The sequence below is a fragment of the Nostoc sp. FACHB-892 genome, from assembly GCF_014698795.1.
GTDB lineage: Bacteria > Cyanobacteriota > Cyanobacteriia > Cyanobacteriales > Nostocaceae > Nostoc.
Genome location: NZ_JACJTR010000001.1, coordinates 558,666 through 576,602, shown reverse-complemented (window position 1 = coordinate 576,602; position 17,937 = coordinate 558,666). Strand labels below are relative to the sequence as shown.

Below are 17,937 nucleotides of genomic sequence, written 5' to 3'. Positions count from 1 at the left end.
GTGGCTCGTTTAAAAAAGGCGATCGCCAAAACTCCACAGTGCGATCGCCCTTCTTCTGACTCTGTGTTCTCTGCGCCTCTGTGGTTCGTTAAAAAGAGCGATCGCCTGCAAAATCTTCAGCGTGCGATCGCTCTCTTTTTCCTCTGTGTTCTCTGTGGTTCGTTAAAAAGAGCGATCACAAAATCTCCACACTGCGATCACTTTCTTCCGATTCTGTATTCTCTGCGTCTCTGTGATTCGTTAAACAAGGCGATCGCCTGCAAAATCTCCACCGTGCGATCGCTCGGTTCATTTTCTAAATTTCTTGCTATTCTCTAGCATTAATAAAAATAGATAGATATTTTTTATTGCTTGTGGCAATAATAACCTCATGCCCATAATTAGCAACTAAAATAGATTGAGATGCCCAAATTACATCACCATCTAAAGCTTTATTATCTGCTGTCGATTTACCTTGATTTCTGACTTGTGCCCATAACTCTGCTGCTTTCAACATCACTTCTGTTGTAATAGGAAGATAGATAATTTCTGACTTTAGTTGATTAAGTTTTCTAATTCCTGATAATTTATTTTCCCTTAATAATTCCCGTCTAATTTCATAATCTATAATTTCTGGTAAAATTACTTCATATCCTCTCTCAAATAGCGTATAAAACCATTCTTGACATTGCACAGCTAGAGGCATTGCTTTTGGATTAGTAATTAATCCTACTGGTGCAGAATCTAAGAGAATAACCTTACTCATCCTATTTTAAATAGAAATACCTTTCATAGATTCAATAATTTCTAAAGTTTGTTGTTGTTCTTTTTGTTCATCTAACTCATTCCATGAGTCAAATATTTTTTTATGTTTGTTTTCCTTTCTTGTTGTTTGACGGCATCACTCTGATTAATTTCATTAAGAGCATTTTCCCAGTTATTTAATGATGTCTTTTTCATGGTCACACTTTGACGAAATAGACGGACAATTTGTAGTAATTCTGGTACATATTCTTCTGGAGTTTGTTGAATTTCTAATAAGAGTTCAGCGCGGGGTGTAGTTGATGATTGTGCTGTGACCGGTTGATTATTGTTCATAAATACCTTGTAAGTAGATAAGTTAAAAACACAAGTAGATATTAATCAGTTTTAGCACTAGTAGTTATATTATATTTTAGCGTGAATAGCTATTTTAGTTTACTGAGAACGTCCCGACCCTTACATGGTATTCAACCGATCAAGAATCGGTTCCTAATCGAGTGTGCCTATTGCGTGAGATAAAAAAGCGATCGCTTGCTTTTTCTTGAAATGCTTAGGCAAAGCCCGCTGTAGGCATCGCCTTATGTGTTCTCTGTGTCTCTGTGGTTCGTTAAAAATAGCGATCGCTTGCTTTTTCTTGAAATGCGATCGCCTAATTTCACTTTTATAACAAATGCGATACTCCTGCGGAGCCACATTGTGATCGCATGAATCTTTCAGTTGAAAACTGAGTCGTATTCCTTCGTCAAGTCAATTAACGATAAAATTTGCATATAGTCAAGTTAGTAGAGTTATTTAGAATGAATATTTCCCTAAAACCTGAGCATGAGCAGTTTATTCAATCCCAAATTAAAGCTGGGAGATATGCTAATGCAGAAGAAGTTATGAACGAAGCATTCAAATTGTTACAAGCACGAGAACAACGTTTGGAAGAACTTCGGAAAAAAATAGTGATTGGAAAGGAGCAAATTGCTAGAGGAGAGGTTACAGATGGTGAGATAGTATTTGATCAACTACAAGAAAAAATCAATCAAATTGCTGAGTCTCAAAAATGAGCAACTACTCCTTTTCTGATGAAGCAGTCAAAGATTTAAATACTATTTGTGAATATATTGCTCAGACTAGCCCCAGCACTGCTAGTAAACTTTTTGATGCTATTCGCCAGAAATGCAAATTAGTTGCTGGATTTCCCAACATGGGAAAGAGTTATGAGTAATTATCTGCGAATCTACGAGGCTTTAACATTGAAGAATATATCATCTTCTACTATCCTAGAGAAGATGGAATTGATATTGCCCGTGTCATCAGTGGATATAGAGATTTGGAGTCACTACTTTTAAAATTAGAGTGAAATAGCCATAGCCTAATTGCACCTTCAGAGTAAAAAGCGATCGCATAACCTACGTCATTGGAAATGCGATCGCTCTCTTCATCCTCTGTGTTCTCTGCGCCTCTGTGGTTTGTTAAAAAGAGCGATCACTAAATCTCCCAAGTGCGATCGCTCTGGCAATATAATTAAGGCTGCGGTGTAACACTGCGTGGCTCAACAACTACAATTTCAGAAAAACGTTTAAAGTCATCAATATTAAATGTAAGTAAATGTGTTATCTGGTGTGTTATCATCGCCGCAACTAAACGTGCATCATGCACCTTTTTTCCCATGACTTGGTATTTAACAATTAGAGATTCCCATTCACTAAAAATAGCAGGTATATCAAGGTGTAGTATAAATATCTTCTTAAGTTTATCAGTTTCTTCTACTGCTTGAGCCGTGGATAAACCTAAACCATTACTATTAATTGGTCTTGTAGCAACAGCCCAAAACTCAATGAGATTCTGTGGAATTATATATAATAATTCCCCTTGCCTCTTGAGCATCAAGATGGCTCTTTGAGTATCAAAGTGCATTGAGCTATTCTTCTGCACCAAACGCAGCAAAATATTAGTATCCACCAAATAGCTCATAACATTTCATCTTCTCTGGTGTAAATACTCTCTCGACTAATCGCTGCATCTGAAAGTGCTGGCGCTAAAGAAAAAGTGGGACTATTTATTAAATCTGTTAATACAGCTTCCCATTCTTCCTGAGTTGATACTTGATAAAAAAAACTTTCTTTATGGCTGGTTAAACTATTTTCAATGAGAGATGCAAGATAAGCTTCTACCGATAAACCTTGTGCAGCAGCTTCAGCAATGAGACGAGCCTCTATTTCTGGTTTCAATTGTAGCTGTATGGTCATTTTTTGTCTCCTAATTCCCTGAGTTGTAAAAGTCTTGATCTGGATAATGACAAAAGTCTTCTCCCTCTAAGTCTGAGAATATATTTAATTCACTACTAGGTGCATAATCTGCAATAGCTGTCACTGCCGCTAGTGTTAATTGGCGTTTTTGCTCATCTTTGGTGAGTGAGTTTTTTTCTTGAAGAACCAATTGCAGGGCTGATTCAGTTATCTTTAGATCGCTTACGCTCAGGTTTGGGAGTGCTTGGAGAATTTCTTTAGTTTCCATATTAATTCATAGAGCAACTTATATTACTAATACTAATGAAATTATAATAAGCGATCGCCAGCAAAATCTTCAGCATTGGTAGGCGTTCGCGTAGCGTCTCGTAGAGAAGCCTGCCAAAGGCATCGCTCTTTTCTTCCTTCGTAGTTCGTTAAAAAAGCGTAGGTGTTAGCATAGCCTCTTCAAGAGTTGGCATAGCCTGGTTTCTTTCTTAACTAACTATCGTTTTATTGGGATTTCTATCCAGAACTCACAGCCTTTGCCAGGTTCAGAAACACACTTGATCTTACCGCCGTGTTTTTCCACAATAATTTGGTAGCTAATAGATAACCCTAAGCCAGTACCTTGTCCAGGTTGTTTGGTGGTAAAGAAAGGTTCAAAAATGCGCGATCGCATTATCTCTGGAATTCCACAAGCATTGTCAGCAATACGAATCAGAATAGTATTCCCTTCGAGGACTTCTGTACGAATCAAAATTTTAGGATTGTCAATTATTTTTCCACTTTTTTCTGAGTTTTCCAGCGCATCAATCGCATTGTTGAGAATATTCATAAACACCTGATTTATTTGGGCTGCATAACAGACTACTGAAGGTAATTCACCATATTGTTTAACTACCTCAATAGCAAAAGAATTAGTCTGTGGTTGCAGTCGATGTTGTAAAATTAGTAAAGTACTATCGATGCCTTCATGAATATCAACGGGCTTTATTCCTGCTTCGTCAAGTCGAGAAAAAATTCGTAGCGACAAGACGAGTTGAGAGATTCGCTCTGCCCCCATCTTCATTGAAGTTAGAATTTTGGGTAAGTCATCACTAATGAAATCCAAATCCAGTGCTGCTACTTGTTTTTTAATTTCCTCTGTTGTCTTAGGATACTGTTTCTGATATAGACGCAGTAATTTTAGTAAATTTTCGGCATGTTCAGTAACATAAGTGATGTTGCCGTAAATGAAACTAATCGGATTGTTAATTTCATGTGCAACGCCAGCAACTAACTGCCCTAAACCTGCCATTTTTTCACTTTGAATCAACTGGCTTTGAGTGTTCTGTAATTCTTTAAGAGTCTGGGTGAGTTCTTCTTTTTGACGTTGAGTTTGTTCGAGTAATTCCGCTTGCTGAAGCCCTACCCCTAATTGAGTACCAATCTGCATCAGCAAATCTACCTCATCTTCTTGCCAATCACGGGGTTTGATATTTTGATAAGCTGCTAGTAATCCCCAAAGTTGCTTACCCTGAAAAATCGGCACAATTATATATGCCCTAGCCTGCATTAGCTCAAGCAGGGCAATATGACAGATAGAATAATTAACGCTGTAAATATCTTTAATAATAATACTTTTACCATTAGCAAAGTTTCTGCCTTGGGTTTTTTGCAAGTAATCATCTGCGTAGGCGTAGCCCGTCGTAGACATCGCAGGTACAATTTCCCTTATTGGTGTCCAACCTTGGGCTAAAGACTCAGCCACAAATTCGCCGCTCCAATCAGTCCTGAATTGATAGATTGTCACTCGATCAACTTCCAATAGCCGCCGGACTTCTTCTGTACTGGTGGCAAAGATGGTATGAATATCAAGAGACTGGCGAATTTTCTCCACCGTTGCGGCTAATGCCTTCTCTCTTTCGGCTGCTTTCCGTTCTCGTGCAGCAGCTTGAGCCAGTTTTTGGGTCTGCACCTGCATCTGTTTCAACGACTCAGCTTGCTGTAATGCTACCCCCAATTGAACGCCAACTTGCGCCAATAAGTTGATTTCCTCATCTTGCCAATAACGGGGTCGAGAATTTTGATAAGCTACTAGCAATCCCCACAACTTCTCACCCTGAGAAATTGGGACGAAAACTTCATTCCGTGCATACTTACCTGCTTGTTTTCCTTGTACAAAAACGCCTTCTGTCACAGGCTGCGGCTTAACCATCGGTGTCCAACCATCAACAATAGAATCAGCCACAAATTCGCCACTCCAATCAGGATAGAAGCGGTAAATTGCTACTCTTTCTACTTCTAAAAGCCCACGGACTTCTTGAGTTGTGGTTTTAAAGATGGCTTCAATATCAAGAGACTGACGAATTTTTTCTACGGTGGTCGCCAATGCCCTTTGTCTTTCAGCAGCTTTGCTAATCTCTGCTGCTTGAATCTGCATTTGTTGGATAAATTCTACTTGCTGTAAAGCTACACCTAGTTGCGTACCCACTTGAGTAAGCAAGTAAACTTCATCTTTTTGCCAATCACGGGTTCTGGCATTTTGGTACACTGCTAGCAAACCCCAGAGCTTCTGACCGTGGTAAATGGCAACGATCGCATAAGCTCTTGCTTGATATATCTCTAAGGTTTTAATGTAGCAGTCGCTAAAGCCTGAATTATAAATATCATTACAAACACGGTACACTTCACAGCGGCTGAAGCTACCACCCTCTGTATCTTGTAAGTAGGTGTCAGCGACTGGAGGTTTAGCTAAATCTTTGGCGCTACATTTACTAACGTTTTCACTCAATTCCGGGCGCTGCAATTGCTCATGTATGAGGGAAATCCAACCCTCTGCCACTGATTCAAACACGAATTCACCACTCCAATCGGGATTGAAGCGATAAATAGCCACGCGATCAGCATTTAGCAGCTGCCTAAGTTCTACGGTAGTTGTGCGGAAAATGCTTTCCAAGTCTAGGAATTGACGAATCTTCTCAATGGTTATGGCTATAGTTCTTTGCCATTGAGCTGCTTTTTCTCTGGCTTTTGCTTGTGCTAATTCTGCTGATTGTAGTTTTACTTGTTCCACGTAATCTGCTTGTTGCAAAGCAACTCCCAAATGTTCAGCAATCAGTTGCACAAACTCAATTTCTGATGCTTCCCATTCGCGAGGACTACTACACTGATGAATACACAATAAGCCCCATAAATGTTTACCTTTGATTAAGGGGACAGTTATATTGGCACGTACTTGGAATCTTTCCAAAATCTGGATGTAGCAATCACTGGCATTAACTTGATAAATATCGGCTATTGCTCTAATCCGACCTTGCTGATATAGTTCTGCAAACTCCTCACTAAAGCAGTGGTCGCGCAGTTTTGCTGCTAGTGCTGAATCCCATTCTGCTGCCACATCTTCATAGATAAATTCCCCTTCCCATGCCAAATCAGGATAGAAACGAAACACACTAACTCGATCATTTTTTAGAAGTTGGCGAACTTCAGTAACTGTAATTTTGAAGATTACGTCAATATCTAGAGACTCGCGGATGCGGGCAATAACTCCAGACAACGCTTTTTGTTGCTCATTCTGACGCAAGCAGGATGTCACATCTGAATGAGATTCTTGCTGTTCTAAATTTGGTGCTATGGGTTGAGTAGTAGAGGAGTGTTCCATTCCCAGTGGGACTTTAAATATTGAAAGTCTTCTAGCTTATGATTCCCCTAGCGATCGCAAATTTAACAGTTCTTTGTTGAGAATGCCAAAAAACAGTGTAGGGACACGATAATATCGTGTCCCTACAAAAACATTTTTCAACCACGAGAGAATTATCGCCGCTTGGGAGTGGCGCTGCGGCTGATGCGTTTGTCTTCATCGCGGCGACGGCGATCGCGCCAATCTGCCACGGTTAAATAACCAACACCACCAGTGACTACTACAAGTAGTACTACGGCTACTATTGTTAAAATGCTCAAAAATGGACTTTCCACGATGCCTCTACAGTCCGTTACGTCCCCAAACTACCATTGCAATTGACCAAGTGAACACAACTAACAGTGATACCCAACCTAGTGTCAAAATCTCCATAGTCCCGCTTTTCAAATGATTACAAAAGGTTTCTAATATTTATCATACAGGGATTGGGCAGACTCAGATTTTTTTTATAAATGCCACTGTAACTTTTGCGTGTGATGTCTACGACGGGCTACGCCTACGCAAACACACACGATTTTTTCTTGGTAAGCTTAGTACCTCAAGCATCAATAAAGACCAATATAAAAAAACAGCGATCGCGCTTTCCGACTTGATAGTTTGGGAATACTAGGGTCATGGATATATATTTCAAATCCACCAACCCCTAGTATAATGCCGACATTTTTCAACTATCCTTTCCAATCTAACGGTTTTATTCCCCACGGACATTGTTATCTCTGGCAAACTGGATTAGTTTGGCTGCACATTATTTCTGATGCCACCATCGCTCTAGCCTATTATTCCATTCCCTTCCTACTGATTTACTTTATTTCCAAGCGCAAAGACGTTCCTTTCAATGGAATCTTTTTATTATTTGGTGCTTTTATCATTGCCTGCGGTACTGGGCACTTGATAGATATTTGGACGCTTTGGCATCCAGACTATTGGATTGCAGGTGGTTTAAAAGCTGTAACTGCCATTATTTCTATATATACGGCATTTGCGTTATTTTATCTTATACCTCAAGCTTTAATACTACCTAGCCCAGCCCAGCTAGAAGCTATCAATCGAGTGCTTTCAAGTGAAATTTTAGAGCGCAAGCGCATCGAAAAAGAACTACGCGTTGCAGAAGAAGTTGCTCAAAACTCCAGCCAAGCCAAGAGTGAATTTCTCGCCAATATGAGTCATGAACTCCGCACACCTCTTAACGGCATCTTAGGCTATACACAAATTCTCCAACGTACAGAATCTTTGAGTGATAAAGGACGCAAAGGACTCAGCATAATTTATCAATGTGGTTCTCATCTTTTAACCCTAATTAATGATGTCCTGGATCTCTCCAAAATAGAAGCCCGGAAACTAGAATTGTATCCAGTTGATTTCTACTTGCCTGCCTTTATAGATAGCGTAACTGAAATTTGCCGCATCCGTGCAGAACAAAAAGTCATCGCATTTCACGTTGAACTCGATCCTGATTTACCAACGGGTATTCATGCTGATGAAAAACGCTTGCGGCAGGTACTAATTAACTTGCTTAGTAATGCCATGAAATTCACTAATCAAGGCAGTGTCACCTTCAAAGTTCAAGTCATTGGTAAAGAATCAAATGGCAATGGACAAACTAACTACAAAATTCGCTTTCAGGTAGTAGATACAGGTACGGGTATAACCCCTGAACAAGTCGAGAAAATTTTCCAGCCCTTTGAGCAAGTGGGAAGTCAGAAACGACAATCTGAAGGTACAGGCTTGGGATTAGCAATCAGCCAAAAAATTGTTTTATTGATGGGTGGTCAAATTCAGGTGCAAAGTACCTTATCCAAAGGTAGCACTTTCTGGTTTGAGGCAGAATTGCCAGAATCTAAAGAGTGGGCAAAGGTTTCTAGAGTGGTTGAAGAGGGAACTATTATTGGTTATCAAGGACAAAGGCGCACCATTTTGATTGCAGATGACAAATGGGAAAACCGATCAGTAATTGTAAATTTACTAGAGCCAGTTGGGTTCACTGTTGTAGAAGCTAGTCACGGTCAGGAAGCATGGGAGCAGGCTCTAGCCTACAAACCAGACATGATTATTACTGACTTAGTGATGCCTAAATTGAATGGATTTGAGTTGATCGAACGTTTGCGTCAGTCTGGGCCATTTAAAAAGATTGCTGTCATCGCTTCGTCAGCCAGCGTATTTGCAATTGACCAGCACAAGAGTATTGATGTAGGTGCAGATGCATTTCTGCCAAAGCCTATAGAAGCTGAAACGCTGCTGGAAATGCTACGGCAATTTTTGCAATTGGAATGGATTTTTGACGTTAAGGTAGACGCAATAAAAAAAATCTCTACAGGTGGTTTGGATAAACAAAATGAGGAGATGATTTATCCTGCCAAAGAGGTTTTACAACAATTACTAGAACTTGCACAGGACGGCGATATTCAAAATATTTTAGAACTAGCTGAACAAATTTCTGCTAACGATAATTTAGATGTTTTTGTCCAACAACTCGTACAGCTTGCTAGTAATTTCCAACTTAAACGTTTGGAAACCTTTATTCAAGAATACATCAACTAACTTCAGTTAAATTTTAATTTTCAACTCATCATGAGAAAATCCCGAAATAACGGATTTATTTTAATTGTGGATGATAATCCGACAAATTTATCTGTCCTGTGTGCAGCGCTCAATAGTGAGGGTTTTCGTTTCCGTGTTGCAGTCGATGGAGAAAGCGCGATCGCTCAAGCCGAACGCAATCAACCAGAGTTGATTTTGCTGGATGTACAAATGCCGGGTATTGATGGATTTGAAACTTGTCGCCGCCTCAAAGCCAATCCTGTCACTGAAAACATTCCGATTATTTTCACCACTGCCTTAGCGGATACGGAAAGCAAAACGAAGGGATTTTCCCTTGGTGCAGTAGACTACATCCCTAAACCGTTTGCACAAGAGGAAGTCATTGCTAGAGTGCGCGTACATTTACAACTCAAACAATTGACTGAATCTTTGGAACAACAAGTTAGCGATCGCACCAAGGCTTTGCAACAAGCGCAAGTCCAACTAGTGCAGCAAGAGAAACTATCAACACTCGGAGAGTTAATTGCTGGCATTGGCCATGAAATCAACAACCCCATCAACTTTATTTCCAGCAATATTCCACCCTTGGAAGAATACATTTCAGGAGTAACCAAGTTGCTCCTACTGTATGAACAGGAGTATCCAAACCCAACAGCCAAAATTACCACTGCTATTAAGGACTTGGATTTGAGCTTCGTTCTCGAAGATATGGGGAAAATTTTGAACTCACTCCACCTAGGAAGTGAACGAATTCAAAACCTTTCTAATTCACTCCGCACCTTCTGTCGTTCGGATAGTGATACCAAAATATTTGCTGATTTACACCAAGGGCTAGATAGTACGTTAATGATTTTGCAACACCGCCTCAAAGCTAATGGCGATCGTCCCCGCATTGAAGTTATTAAAAGTTATGGAGTATTACCAGAAGTAAGCTGCTATATTGGGCAGATGAATCAAGTATTTATGAACATTTTGGCGAATGCAATTGATGCCCTTGATGAAGCTATAACGCTGGGCAAAATGAGCAATCTAATTCCTCAGATTAAAATTGCAACAGAAATATATTCTGAACAATTAGTTGTAATTCGGATTGCTGACAATGGGATTGGTATTCCTGAACGGTTAAAAAAACGTTTGTTTGAGCCGTTGTTTACCACGAAAACCGTTGGGAAAGGTACAGGACTTGGCTTGTCAATCGCCTATGAAATAGTTGTAGAGAAACACAAAGGTGTATTAGATGTAAATTCTCAACCAGGTCTGGGAACCGAGTTTATCATCAGAATTCCCACATAAGAGCAGCATTTAATTGATTACAAAACTGCTGTAGCATTTATCATACTGAAGAGTAAGGAAAAATTTCCTTAATACCTAATCCCTAATTTCTATATAGAGTGAGCGTAACTTTAGATCCTCAATTAATGGCAGAACGCATAGAATCCCTCAAAGCTGGAATAATTGGGGGTCTATCTGTGTGTTTTGCTTTTGCAATCGCTAGTCTTTTGAATAATTTAGTACTAGCAAAGTATTTTCAGATACTCGCAAGTCTGCAAAGTCATGTTAACTGGCACTTGTGGGTGAGTGGTGCAGTTGCAACTTTTACTGGTTTGCTATTTGGTGTCACCTACCGCTACATTATCCGCTCGGATAAAAATCCCCAACTCAAAGTCGGTGGTGTGCTGGCGTTTGGCTTGGTGCGGGGATTAACTCAAATAGAACTTGGCTGGGATTCTAATAGCACAATTTGGCCTTTTTTAGTGTTAGCGGGAGAAAGTTTGTTATGGTTTGCGCTGGCTGCGATCGCTCTTGATATTGCGATTCAACTCCGTTGGATTAAACCTTTTTCATCAATCTAATGTAATTAAGTATAGTTATCTATTAGCTAATATGAAAACTAAAAGATCCCACTATTATCTGAACACTAACGCAACCCTGAGCTAGACTACAAGTGTAATCCCTACATGGCAGGAAACCTTTGTGAAAGCGAGATGGATTATCACAGCAGTTTCAGCAGCACTATTTTTTGGCGGTAGCCTGCTAACATCACTCCGTGATCCTTGGTTTCAAAACTTGCAGCGTCCCGGCTGGTTGACTTTTGAATTTCTCATCCCATTTATTTGGACATTCATTTGGGTCTGTCTGACAATCTCAGCAATTATCGTTTGGGAGAAAACCTCAAAACAGTCTCGTCCTTGGCTGTTGATGGCTATATATGCAGCGATCGCCCTATTAACCTCAGTTTACAGTCCCATTGTAGTAGAACTTCGCAGCCTAACAGGTGGAATGATTGCCGGTGGCTTGGCAACACTTTTAGTCTACATTTTGGCATTTCTGGTTAAACCAATTTCCCAAAAAGCCTCTTGGCTATTTCTACCCTATGCTCTTTGGGGCCCTTTCGGTACTTATCTCACTTGGCTATTAATTCAACTTAATCAGGGCGCAGGCAGCTAAATAAAGGTAACGGAAAAAGACAGGCGATCGCTGGTGTTACCAGCTAAAGAACCTACATATTAAGTAGCTCTCGATACTCGTGCAGCATCAGATTGAAAATTATTATTTCTAGCCAAAAGGATGTTTGGAGGACAAATTTTTCTTGTTAGGTGAGTATTCAGAGCAATTCATTGCTTCTTCGGTGAGAACAATAGAAGGATTTACTGCACATTTTAGATAATGATTATTGGAATAAAAGCTACAGTTTTTACAGGGAAGTTTGTGTGTAGCTTTAGAGGGAAACACCATTTTGTAATCTAAAACTGCCCGGATTTTTCGCAATATTAGGAAAAAAACCATCCAACTAATTATAAAGCCAACAGGAGATAAAGATATCGCTATATCAGTAATAGTTAATTCATGCGTTTGCCCTTGATCTTTTTTTGCTTCACTAACGATTACTTGATGTAAATTACTATTGGTTGCTATGGTTGTTGGTAACATTTGAGTATGATACATATTATTTACCTTTTGCTATTCTTTAGTATCTTTATTTTTGATAGCCGGGTAACTCACTAGTTATTTTAAAAAACATCCTGAATATTATGTTATTGGGGCTGAGTTGGTAACACCGTTTGCCTTGGAATATACAAACTTTCTTTGAGGAATAAAACTCAGCATAATTTTATAAACAAGACTTGAGCTTACCTAAATCATCACAAATTTAGAAATTGTCCATATTTTAGATGCACATATCAAAAAATATGGAAAACAACGATACTTAGAGTTTATGTTTATTGATCTGTTTTTTAATTAACTCAAAATCACTACACATTTTCCAGTATATAAAGTTTGAATGTTTACAAGGATTTAATTATAGGTTTAGCAAAATAAAACTCCTGCCATATCTGTCAAGAGTTTTGCTTATGATTTTAAGTTATATACCCAAGGGAAGAAATTAGCTAATGGGCTTATAATTAGATATTTTTATGGTAAAATATTTAGGAAAATACTTCTAAAAGCTTCTAAATATTCAAAATAACAGGACTTACGCAAAATACCTCTCAAACTCTTATTCCTCCGTGTTCTCTGTGCCTCTGTGGTTCGATTTTCCACCTGTGCGTAAGTCCTAAATAAGACTGTGAGTGGTATAAATATATTCTGTTTCAAGCAAAGTGCATTGCGTATGTCGATAAAATTATAAAATATGCCACTGAGCAATCATAAGCCAGGAAGTTTCAAGAACTTTTCAGCTTCTAAATTTAAAGTGTGGATGGAGTTTTTTATTGATAAATAAAGAATTATTTGTTAATACCTTTCAAAATTTGCTTGGCAGCATTAACACCTGAGATTGCAGCTCCTTCCATAAAACCTTGCCATTCATAAAATGAGTTAGTATGTTCTCCTGCAAAGTAAATGTTATCTACTGATTTGCCTTCATTACCAGCAATTGTTGTAAAGTAACCAGGTTGGTTACAGGTGTAACTTCCTTTGGTGAGTGGATTTAACGACCAGTTTTCTAAATAAGCTAGATATTCGGTATTTTTAATCCGTACAGCCGAAATATCTGCGCCAGGGAAGACAAACTTCAGGTCATTAATAAACTTAGCAGTTTCTCGTTGAAGATTTTTTGGGTTAAGTCTTGCACCTAAATTGCCACCAGCGTAATCAGTTAACACTGCTCGGCCATATGTAGCTTTACTAGGGTTAGTTTCCCAAATACCTTGAAGGTTGGCAAGATCAGCATAGGCACTACCATTACTACCAAGGATATTCCAAGGACGACCATTGAAACCTACCATCAGTTTTGAGTTAGTTCCATAGACTAAATTATTAATCGCATCAAGTTTCCACTGTGGTAGTTGAAGCCCTTTTAAATCTACTTCGCGCAGAGTTGAGAAAGGAAGAGAAAATACAACAGCATCAAACTTTTCACTAAGACCATTGCTAAAAACTAATTCAATTTTACTAGCACTATCTTTCCTGGCAGCAATCAGCTTTTTACCATACTGAATCTGCCCTGGTAAACGGTTTTTTAAACCTTCAACAATCTGTTGATTGCCTCCAATAACATGATAGCGTTCATCGCTAAATACACCAAAAGGCTTAAACTTTGAGCGTCTATCTGCATGAATAAATAGTAAAAAATTTAAACAGTTTTGTTGGTCAATTTCTCGACCATATTCACTAATATATGCGGATTTAATTACATTTTTGAGTAAAGTTCCCGCTCCACGACTATCAAGATAATCTTGGAGATTAGTCAAATCCAGTAGTCGCTCAGATACAGTGAAGTTATCCGCAGTAGGTTGTTTCAGAGTGCGTAAATCAACTCTCATTGCGGTAACAAAATTTCGGAATTCATCAACTACTGCTGATTCCCGATAACGCTGACCATTAAAGTAATAAAATACTTCACCTGGTTGCTTTGATAAATCTTCGACTTCTAACTTAAATTCGCTTACATATCCTAAGATTGTTTTGTGCAGATTGTCTATAAACTCGCCGCCTCTTTCGGCAACTTGACCAGGGAAGACACCATCAAGTGAGTAGCAACGTCCTCCTGCTCGGTCACTAGCTTCGTAAATAGTAGCTTTAATTCCTTGACGTTGAAGTTCGTAGCCACAAGCAAGTCCTGCTAAACCAGCACCTACAATAGCTATCTTTGCATCCACTGATGAAGGTGCGGCTAAAGTACGATGAAAATAACCAGACCCTACACCAATTGTCCCACCCAATATTGTCAATTTCCCTAAATCAGTCAAAAATTGTCGCCGCTTAGTTTTACGCAATGACATCAGTTTTTTAAGTTGATCAATGCGCTCAATGCCTTCACTCGTTGAAATATCATGCTTTTGACAATAGCTGACAATCCCAAGTGTGTTGGCTAATTTTCTAAATATTGGTGAATGGCTCATTACTTATATACAACTTTAACTAGTTTTTTAGGAAAACTTTCTATTTATTTATCTGTTTACAAGTATAGATTTGATCTATATAGTTACTTTAAAGAATTAACCTTTATAAGATAAAGTTTTAATATTTTTTCAATTACTAACTGAATTTTATTGATTTTTCAATAACTTCAATGCATTATTCAAGTACTATCCAGATTTGCAAAAAAGAAGTTGCGTAAATTCTGAATACTTTTACAAGCGATCGCTTGGTAAATAGACTTGTACTGTAGGGGCACAGCAATGAGCATTGCTGTGCCCCTACAAAAGATATCTTTCAAAGAAATGAAAACTGCTGTAAAAATTACGAATTACGGATTTTTAAAGATCGGTGTTTGTAACGGACTATGCATAGTAGAACAATTAGTAATACAAGCGCTTTGATCATTGATGGCTCCACTACTCTCTTCATTTCCGTAGGGATTGTAGGAGTAAGATTACACGGAATCTCAATGATCTGTGTGTGATCAGAACCATTACTACTGGGAGTCAGATCGCATTCGCCTTGGCTGTTGAGAGATAAAGGTGCATTTTCTGAAGAAACAGGTGTTTGAGCTGATGCACTATCGCCATCCAGTAGGAGAAGCAAAATTAAACCAAGACCCCCAATTCCGATTATTGGCCAGAGTGGAAAGGAATCAGGACTATCTTGTACCAAAACATCTCCCACAGAGGCGGGGAAAGTACCGAAGCTCATCGCTTCTCCATCCAACGCTACTGGATTATCACTCAGCAAAATATCTCCTGGGATATCTTCTCCCAATAGCTGACTAAATTCCTGTGGAACCGCGTTATTGGGACGTCCGAATTCCCCACCATTTTTGGAGTATGGAAAGGATAGTACTTCAAAGATTCTCTGTTGGAGTTGATTCGGATTTCCAGAACTCAACGCATCCAAGCCTGTTGAAATTTTATCTACATAGAAATTCGTCATCTCTGGCGACAGACCTAGAGACTGAATCTGCTCTTTAATGTTGGAAATTTTTGAGGCTTCTTCAAATAGAAGTCGTCCGTATGACAACTTCAAGTCTAGTAATCCATTCCGGAGGCTGACCGAGTTATTGGTTCCGGAGTATGGTGACCAGTAAAACTGCTTGGTTATATGTCCGAGTCCTTCTATTGGATTTCGATCAATAGGTTGTCCAAGAAGGTATTGAGATCCATCCATGATTGCGGGAGATTCGTTTCTCCAAAATGAGGCGAAAGGCACGGCAGAGAGATTGGGATTGTTACCGTAAAAGCTAGCAAAGTTCTGGAAGTTTTCTTCCCCACCGGCTGCTCGGATCAGGAGGTTTTGATAGCTAGCGCCGTCGTTTAAATCCAGTAATCGCTGGATTACTGATCCAGTTTTATTGCAAGTCAGGCCAAATCCCACATCACATCCAGGAATGACTCGCATCTGGCTCAGATTCTGGTTATTGAGTTGGTATTGGAGATACTCAGACTCCAGTCCTTGTTGGATACCATAGCGTCCAATATTGAGCTGTGCAAAAGTAGGCTGACAGGTAGTGAGTACTACTGCAACAGATGAGAATACGATGGTCGCAAACCGAACTGTCTTCTCTACAAGACGCTGTGCCAACGGCATTGCAATTCTTTGAACAATTGATTTAGGCAAGATGCACCTCCACTAAATGACAGCAATTTCATTGGTTGTTCACGTCCCTCTTTCAGTCCGTGGGGCCGATATTAATAGCTTCAGGAATTCAACGAGTCGCAACAATACGGCAGACTCATCGAGTCTGCGAACAGTGTTCCTCTCATGGGTAACTAGAATTGGAGATTGGGAGAAAATTTCTTTAGGAGTTGAGTGAGGTTTGAATCCCCAATCTCCAGTCCTCAAGTTCAACTCTTAGGTAAATCAATGTTGATCGTGATTCCAGTACCCTTGAGATTTCCTGATGAGAGTGTGTGATATAAGACCAATGCCCGGTTTGGTTGGTCAAAAATAAACCCACGACGTGTGGGTTTGATCTTCCCTTCTTTTACTAAGGAGACAAAAGCTTCTAAATACCTACGTATACCTTGACGGTTCTCTTGACTATTATTCATATGACGCTTAATCAGCATCATAAAGAAGTCCAAACTCCGATTTTCCTGTCCCTGAATCAGACTGCCCTCATCTAAGAAGGAACTTGCTATAAGTCTGCCATCGACTTGTTTAACCTTAAATAAGGTAAAGTAACGCCCTTCTTTTTTAGGATTGTTCGCATAACAGACCCAAGAACCCTCTTGAGTCTGTGTAAAACCTTGTTCGGCAAGGTAAGAAAGCAAAGAATTACTTGCCTTGGTTTGTAGTGGAGGCAATAAATCCTCAATGGGATCTAAAGAGCAAATCTTCTGCGTTGTTTTCTGTTGAGAAGCAGCAGGAGTCTCTTGGGTATAGATACGCAGGGGCTTTTCATTAGACATTGCCATAGTAGACATCGCTGCGATCGCAGATATTTGGAAAGCGATCGCTCCAAACAAACGAACAATGATATTCATGTTTTCCTGTTACTCTTAGTGACGTTGTTAATAATCTAGTCGTTACTAAATCATTTGTTAGATTTTAATGTTTGCCTCATTTGATAGAGGTATCTTAAATTTTCAGCCATAAAATAGGGATTTTATATTAGGTAACTAACCACAAAGAGAAATCAATATCTAAATAAAACACGCAATATTAATGTCTTATTGGCAAGACAAACTTGGCTTTTCGATATTTTTACATATACGAAAAACGCCTGAATTAGTGTCAAGTTTTTCCTATTTATTCTTGTCTAAATTTTAAGAGGTTTTGATACCTTATTAGCTAGCTTTAATAATTACTAAAATAGGGATTTTTTAGCTATTTAGTACCTTATATAAGCAAATTTTCAAAAGCTCTGTGCTTTGCAGATTAGCATTTTTGTACATTTTTTGAGTGTGTTGAATAACTTTTTGTTTTTTGGAGGTAGCACACCTAACTAGCTGTTTCCGCATGGTTACAATTTAATGTATAAAATAATATCTCCTGACAGTAAAATAATATTACCATGAGCTTGATATATGCAACAGTATTGTGGACAGTTATCAAAGTTGTACACGCTGGATTGTAACTACCTGTTCATTAAATTTCATGGCAAATAGCTGAGAGTCAAAATTAATTTACTTATACATCGTTAGTATTTTAAAATTTAGTACTTTTGTTCTTAAGTTAGTACTACTATGTTTTAAATATAACTTTTTTAGGGGAAATATACGGAAAATTAATATATTCTTGTTGCTGGATCAGCCTGATTTTCTGAACTTTTAGCTACAAGCGATCGCACCAAACAAAGTTAAAAGCGTCTAAGGCTTAGATTCCCGAACTATATATTGCCACGACAAAAGAGTATGCCCTGAAATTTGCCCT

At 38.9% G+C, this 17,937-nt stretch carries 21 protein-coding genes; 8 read left to right on the top strand and 13 right to left on the bottom strand.

What is annotated here, in order from left to right:
- Window positions 1-318, top strand: coding sequence for a hypothetical protein (locus H6G96_RS02500; RefSeq protein ID WP_190909875.1), 318 nt, complete (start codon window positions 1-3; stop codon window positions 316-318).
- Here H6G96_RS02500 and H6G96_RS02495 read toward each other — a convergent pair.
- From H6G96_RS02495 to H6G96_RS02485, 3 genes are all read right to left on the bottom strand, one after another.
- The gene (locus tag H6G96_RS02495) at window positions 308-745 is read right to left on the bottom strand and encodes a nucleic acid-binding protein (protein ID WP_190909873.1); all 438 of its coding nucleotides are present in this window, start codon (window positions 743-745) and stop codon (window positions 308-310) included. The two genes, H6G96_RS02500 and H6G96_RS02495, sit on opposite strands and share 11 nt — an antisense overlap.
- Window positions 746-816: 71 nt before the next feature.
- Window positions 817-1,077: a hypothetical protein gene (locus H6G96_RS02490; protein ID WP_242063144.1), complete on the bottom strand. Its 261-nt coding sequence runs from the start codon at window positions 1,075-1,077 to the stop codon at window positions 817-819.
- 153 nt (window positions 1,078-1,230) lie between these two features.
- A complete protein-coding gene (locus H6G96_RS02485) occupies window positions 1,231-1,434 on the bottom strand; it encodes a hypothetical protein (RefSeq protein WP_190909871.1) in 204 nt (67 codons plus the stop codon).
- 104 nt (window positions 1,435-1,538) lie between these two features.
- On the opposite strand from H6G96_RS02485, the gene H6G96_RS02480 reads away from it, so the two are divergent.
- From H6G96_RS02480 to H6G96_RS02470, 3 genes are all read left to right on the top strand, one after another.
- Complete coding sequence (locus H6G96_RS02480) at window positions 1,539-1,793, top strand: type II toxin-antitoxin system ParD family antitoxin (RefSeq protein WP_190909869.1); 255 nt, start codon at window positions 1,539-1,541, stop codon at window positions 1,791-1,793.
- Window positions 1,790-1,954: a type II toxin-antitoxin system RelE/ParE family toxin gene (locus H6G96_RS40695; protein ID WP_199339344.1), complete on the top strand. Its 165-nt coding sequence runs from the start codon at window positions 1,790-1,792 to the stop codon at window positions 1,952-1,954. The genes H6G96_RS02480 and H6G96_RS40695 overlap by 4 nt, the downstream gene beginning before the upstream one ends.
- Window positions 1,955-2,105: 151 nt before the next feature.
- The gene (locus H6G96_RS02470) at window positions 2,106-2,270 is read left to right on the top strand and encodes a hypothetical protein (protein WP_190909867.1); all 165 of its coding nucleotides are present in this window, start codon (window positions 2,106-2,108) and stop codon (window positions 2,268-2,270) included.
- On the opposite strand, the gene H6G96_RS02465 is transcribed toward H6G96_RS02470, so the two are convergent.
- From H6G96_RS02465 to petN, 6 genes are all read right to left on the bottom strand, one after another.
- Window positions 2,254-2,691, bottom strand: coding sequence for a type II toxin-antitoxin system VapC family toxin (locus H6G96_RS02465; RefSeq protein WP_347242162.1), 438 nt, complete (start codon window positions 2,689-2,691; stop codon window positions 2,254-2,256). The genes H6G96_RS02470 and H6G96_RS02465 overlap by 17 nt on opposite strands.
- Before the next feature lie 8 nt (window positions 2,692-2,699).
- Complete coding sequence (locus H6G96_RS02460; RefSeq protein ID WP_190909862.1) at window positions 2,700-2,978, bottom strand: hypothetical protein; 279 nt, start codon at window positions 2,976-2,978, stop codon at window positions 2,700-2,702.
- A 10-nt stretch (window positions 2,979-2,988) separates the two neighbouring features.
- The gene (locus tag H6G96_RS02455; RefSeq protein ID WP_190909860.1) at window positions 2,989-3,246 is read right to left on the bottom strand and encodes a hypothetical protein; all 258 of its coding nucleotides are present in this window, start codon (window positions 3,244-3,246) and stop codon (window positions 2,989-2,991) included.
- A 216-nt stretch (window positions 3,247-3,462) separates the two neighbouring features.
- Entirely contained in the window at window positions 3,463-6,603 is a 3,141-nt protein-coding gene (locus H6G96_RS02450; protein ID WP_190909858.1) for a GAF domain-containing protein, read from the bottom strand.
- A gap of 152 nt (window positions 6,604-6,755) precedes the next feature.
- Window positions 6,756-6,917, bottom strand: coding sequence for a hypothetical protein (locus H6G96_RS02445; protein ID WP_190909856.1), 162 nt, complete (start codon window positions 6,915-6,917; stop codon window positions 6,756-6,758).
- A gap of 7 nt (window positions 6,918-6,924) precedes the next feature.
- Window positions 6,925-7,014, bottom strand: coding sequence for a cytochrome b6-f complex subunit PetN (gene petN, locus H6G96_RS02440; protein WP_012408302.1), 90 nt, complete (start codon window positions 7,012-7,014; stop codon window positions 6,925-6,927).
- Window positions 7,015-7,293: 279 nt separating this feature from the next.
- Here petN and H6G96_RS02435 point away from each other — a divergent pair, with 279 nt between their 5' ends.
- From H6G96_RS02435 to H6G96_RS02420, 4 genes are all read left to right on the top strand, one after another.
- Window positions 7,294-9,180, top strand: a complete 1,887-nt coding sequence (locus tag H6G96_RS02435; protein WP_190909854.1) for an ATP-binding protein — start codon at window positions 7,294-7,296, stop codon at window positions 9,178-9,180.
- Between the two features lie 30 nt (window positions 9,181-9,210).
- Window positions 9,211-10,473 carry a response regulator gene (locus H6G96_RS02430; RefSeq protein ID WP_190909852.1) on the top strand — a complete coding sequence of 421 codons (1,263 nt, stop codon included), beginning with the start codon at window positions 9,211-9,213 and terminating at the stop codon, window positions 10,471-10,473.
- 125 nt (window positions 10,474-10,598) lie between these two features.
- A complete protein-coding gene (locus tag H6G96_RS02425) occupies window positions 10,599-11,033 on the top strand; it encodes a hypothetical protein (RefSeq protein WP_190909991.1) in 435 nt (144 codons plus the stop codon).
- Window positions 11,034-11,154: 121 nt separating this feature from the next.
- Window positions 11,155-11,628: a tryptophan-rich sensory protein gene (locus H6G96_RS02420; RefSeq protein WP_190909850.1), complete on the top strand. Its 474-nt coding sequence runs from the start codon at window positions 11,155-11,157 to the stop codon at window positions 11,626-11,628.
- Between the two features lie 108 nt (window positions 11,629-11,736).
- On the opposite strand, the gene H6G96_RS02415 is transcribed toward H6G96_RS02420, so the two are convergent.
- From H6G96_RS02415 to H6G96_RS02400, 4 genes are all read right to left on the bottom strand, one after another.
- Window positions 11,737-12,126, bottom strand: coding sequence for a hypothetical protein (locus H6G96_RS02415; RefSeq protein WP_190909848.1), 390 nt, complete (start codon window positions 12,124-12,126; stop codon window positions 11,737-11,739).
- 782 nt (window positions 12,127-12,908) lie between these two features.
- Complete coding sequence (locus H6G96_RS02410; protein ID WP_190909846.1) at window positions 12,909-14,525, bottom strand: NAD(P)/FAD-dependent oxidoreductase; 1,617 nt, start codon at window positions 14,523-14,525, stop codon at window positions 12,909-12,911.
- A 340-nt stretch (window positions 14,526-14,865) separates the two neighbouring features.
- Window positions 14,866-16,179 carry a hypothetical protein gene (locus H6G96_RS02405; RefSeq protein WP_242063143.1) on the bottom strand — a complete coding sequence of 438 codons (1,314 nt, stop codon included), beginning with the start codon at window positions 16,177-16,179 and terminating at the stop codon, window positions 14,866-14,868.
- A gap of 227 nt (window positions 16,180-16,406) precedes the next feature.
- Window positions 16,407-17,048, bottom strand: a complete 642-nt coding sequence (locus H6G96_RS02400) for a hypothetical protein (protein WP_190909844.1) — start codon at window positions 17,046-17,048, stop codon at window positions 16,407-16,409.
- Between the last annotated feature and the right edge of the window lie 889 nt (window positions 17,049-17,937).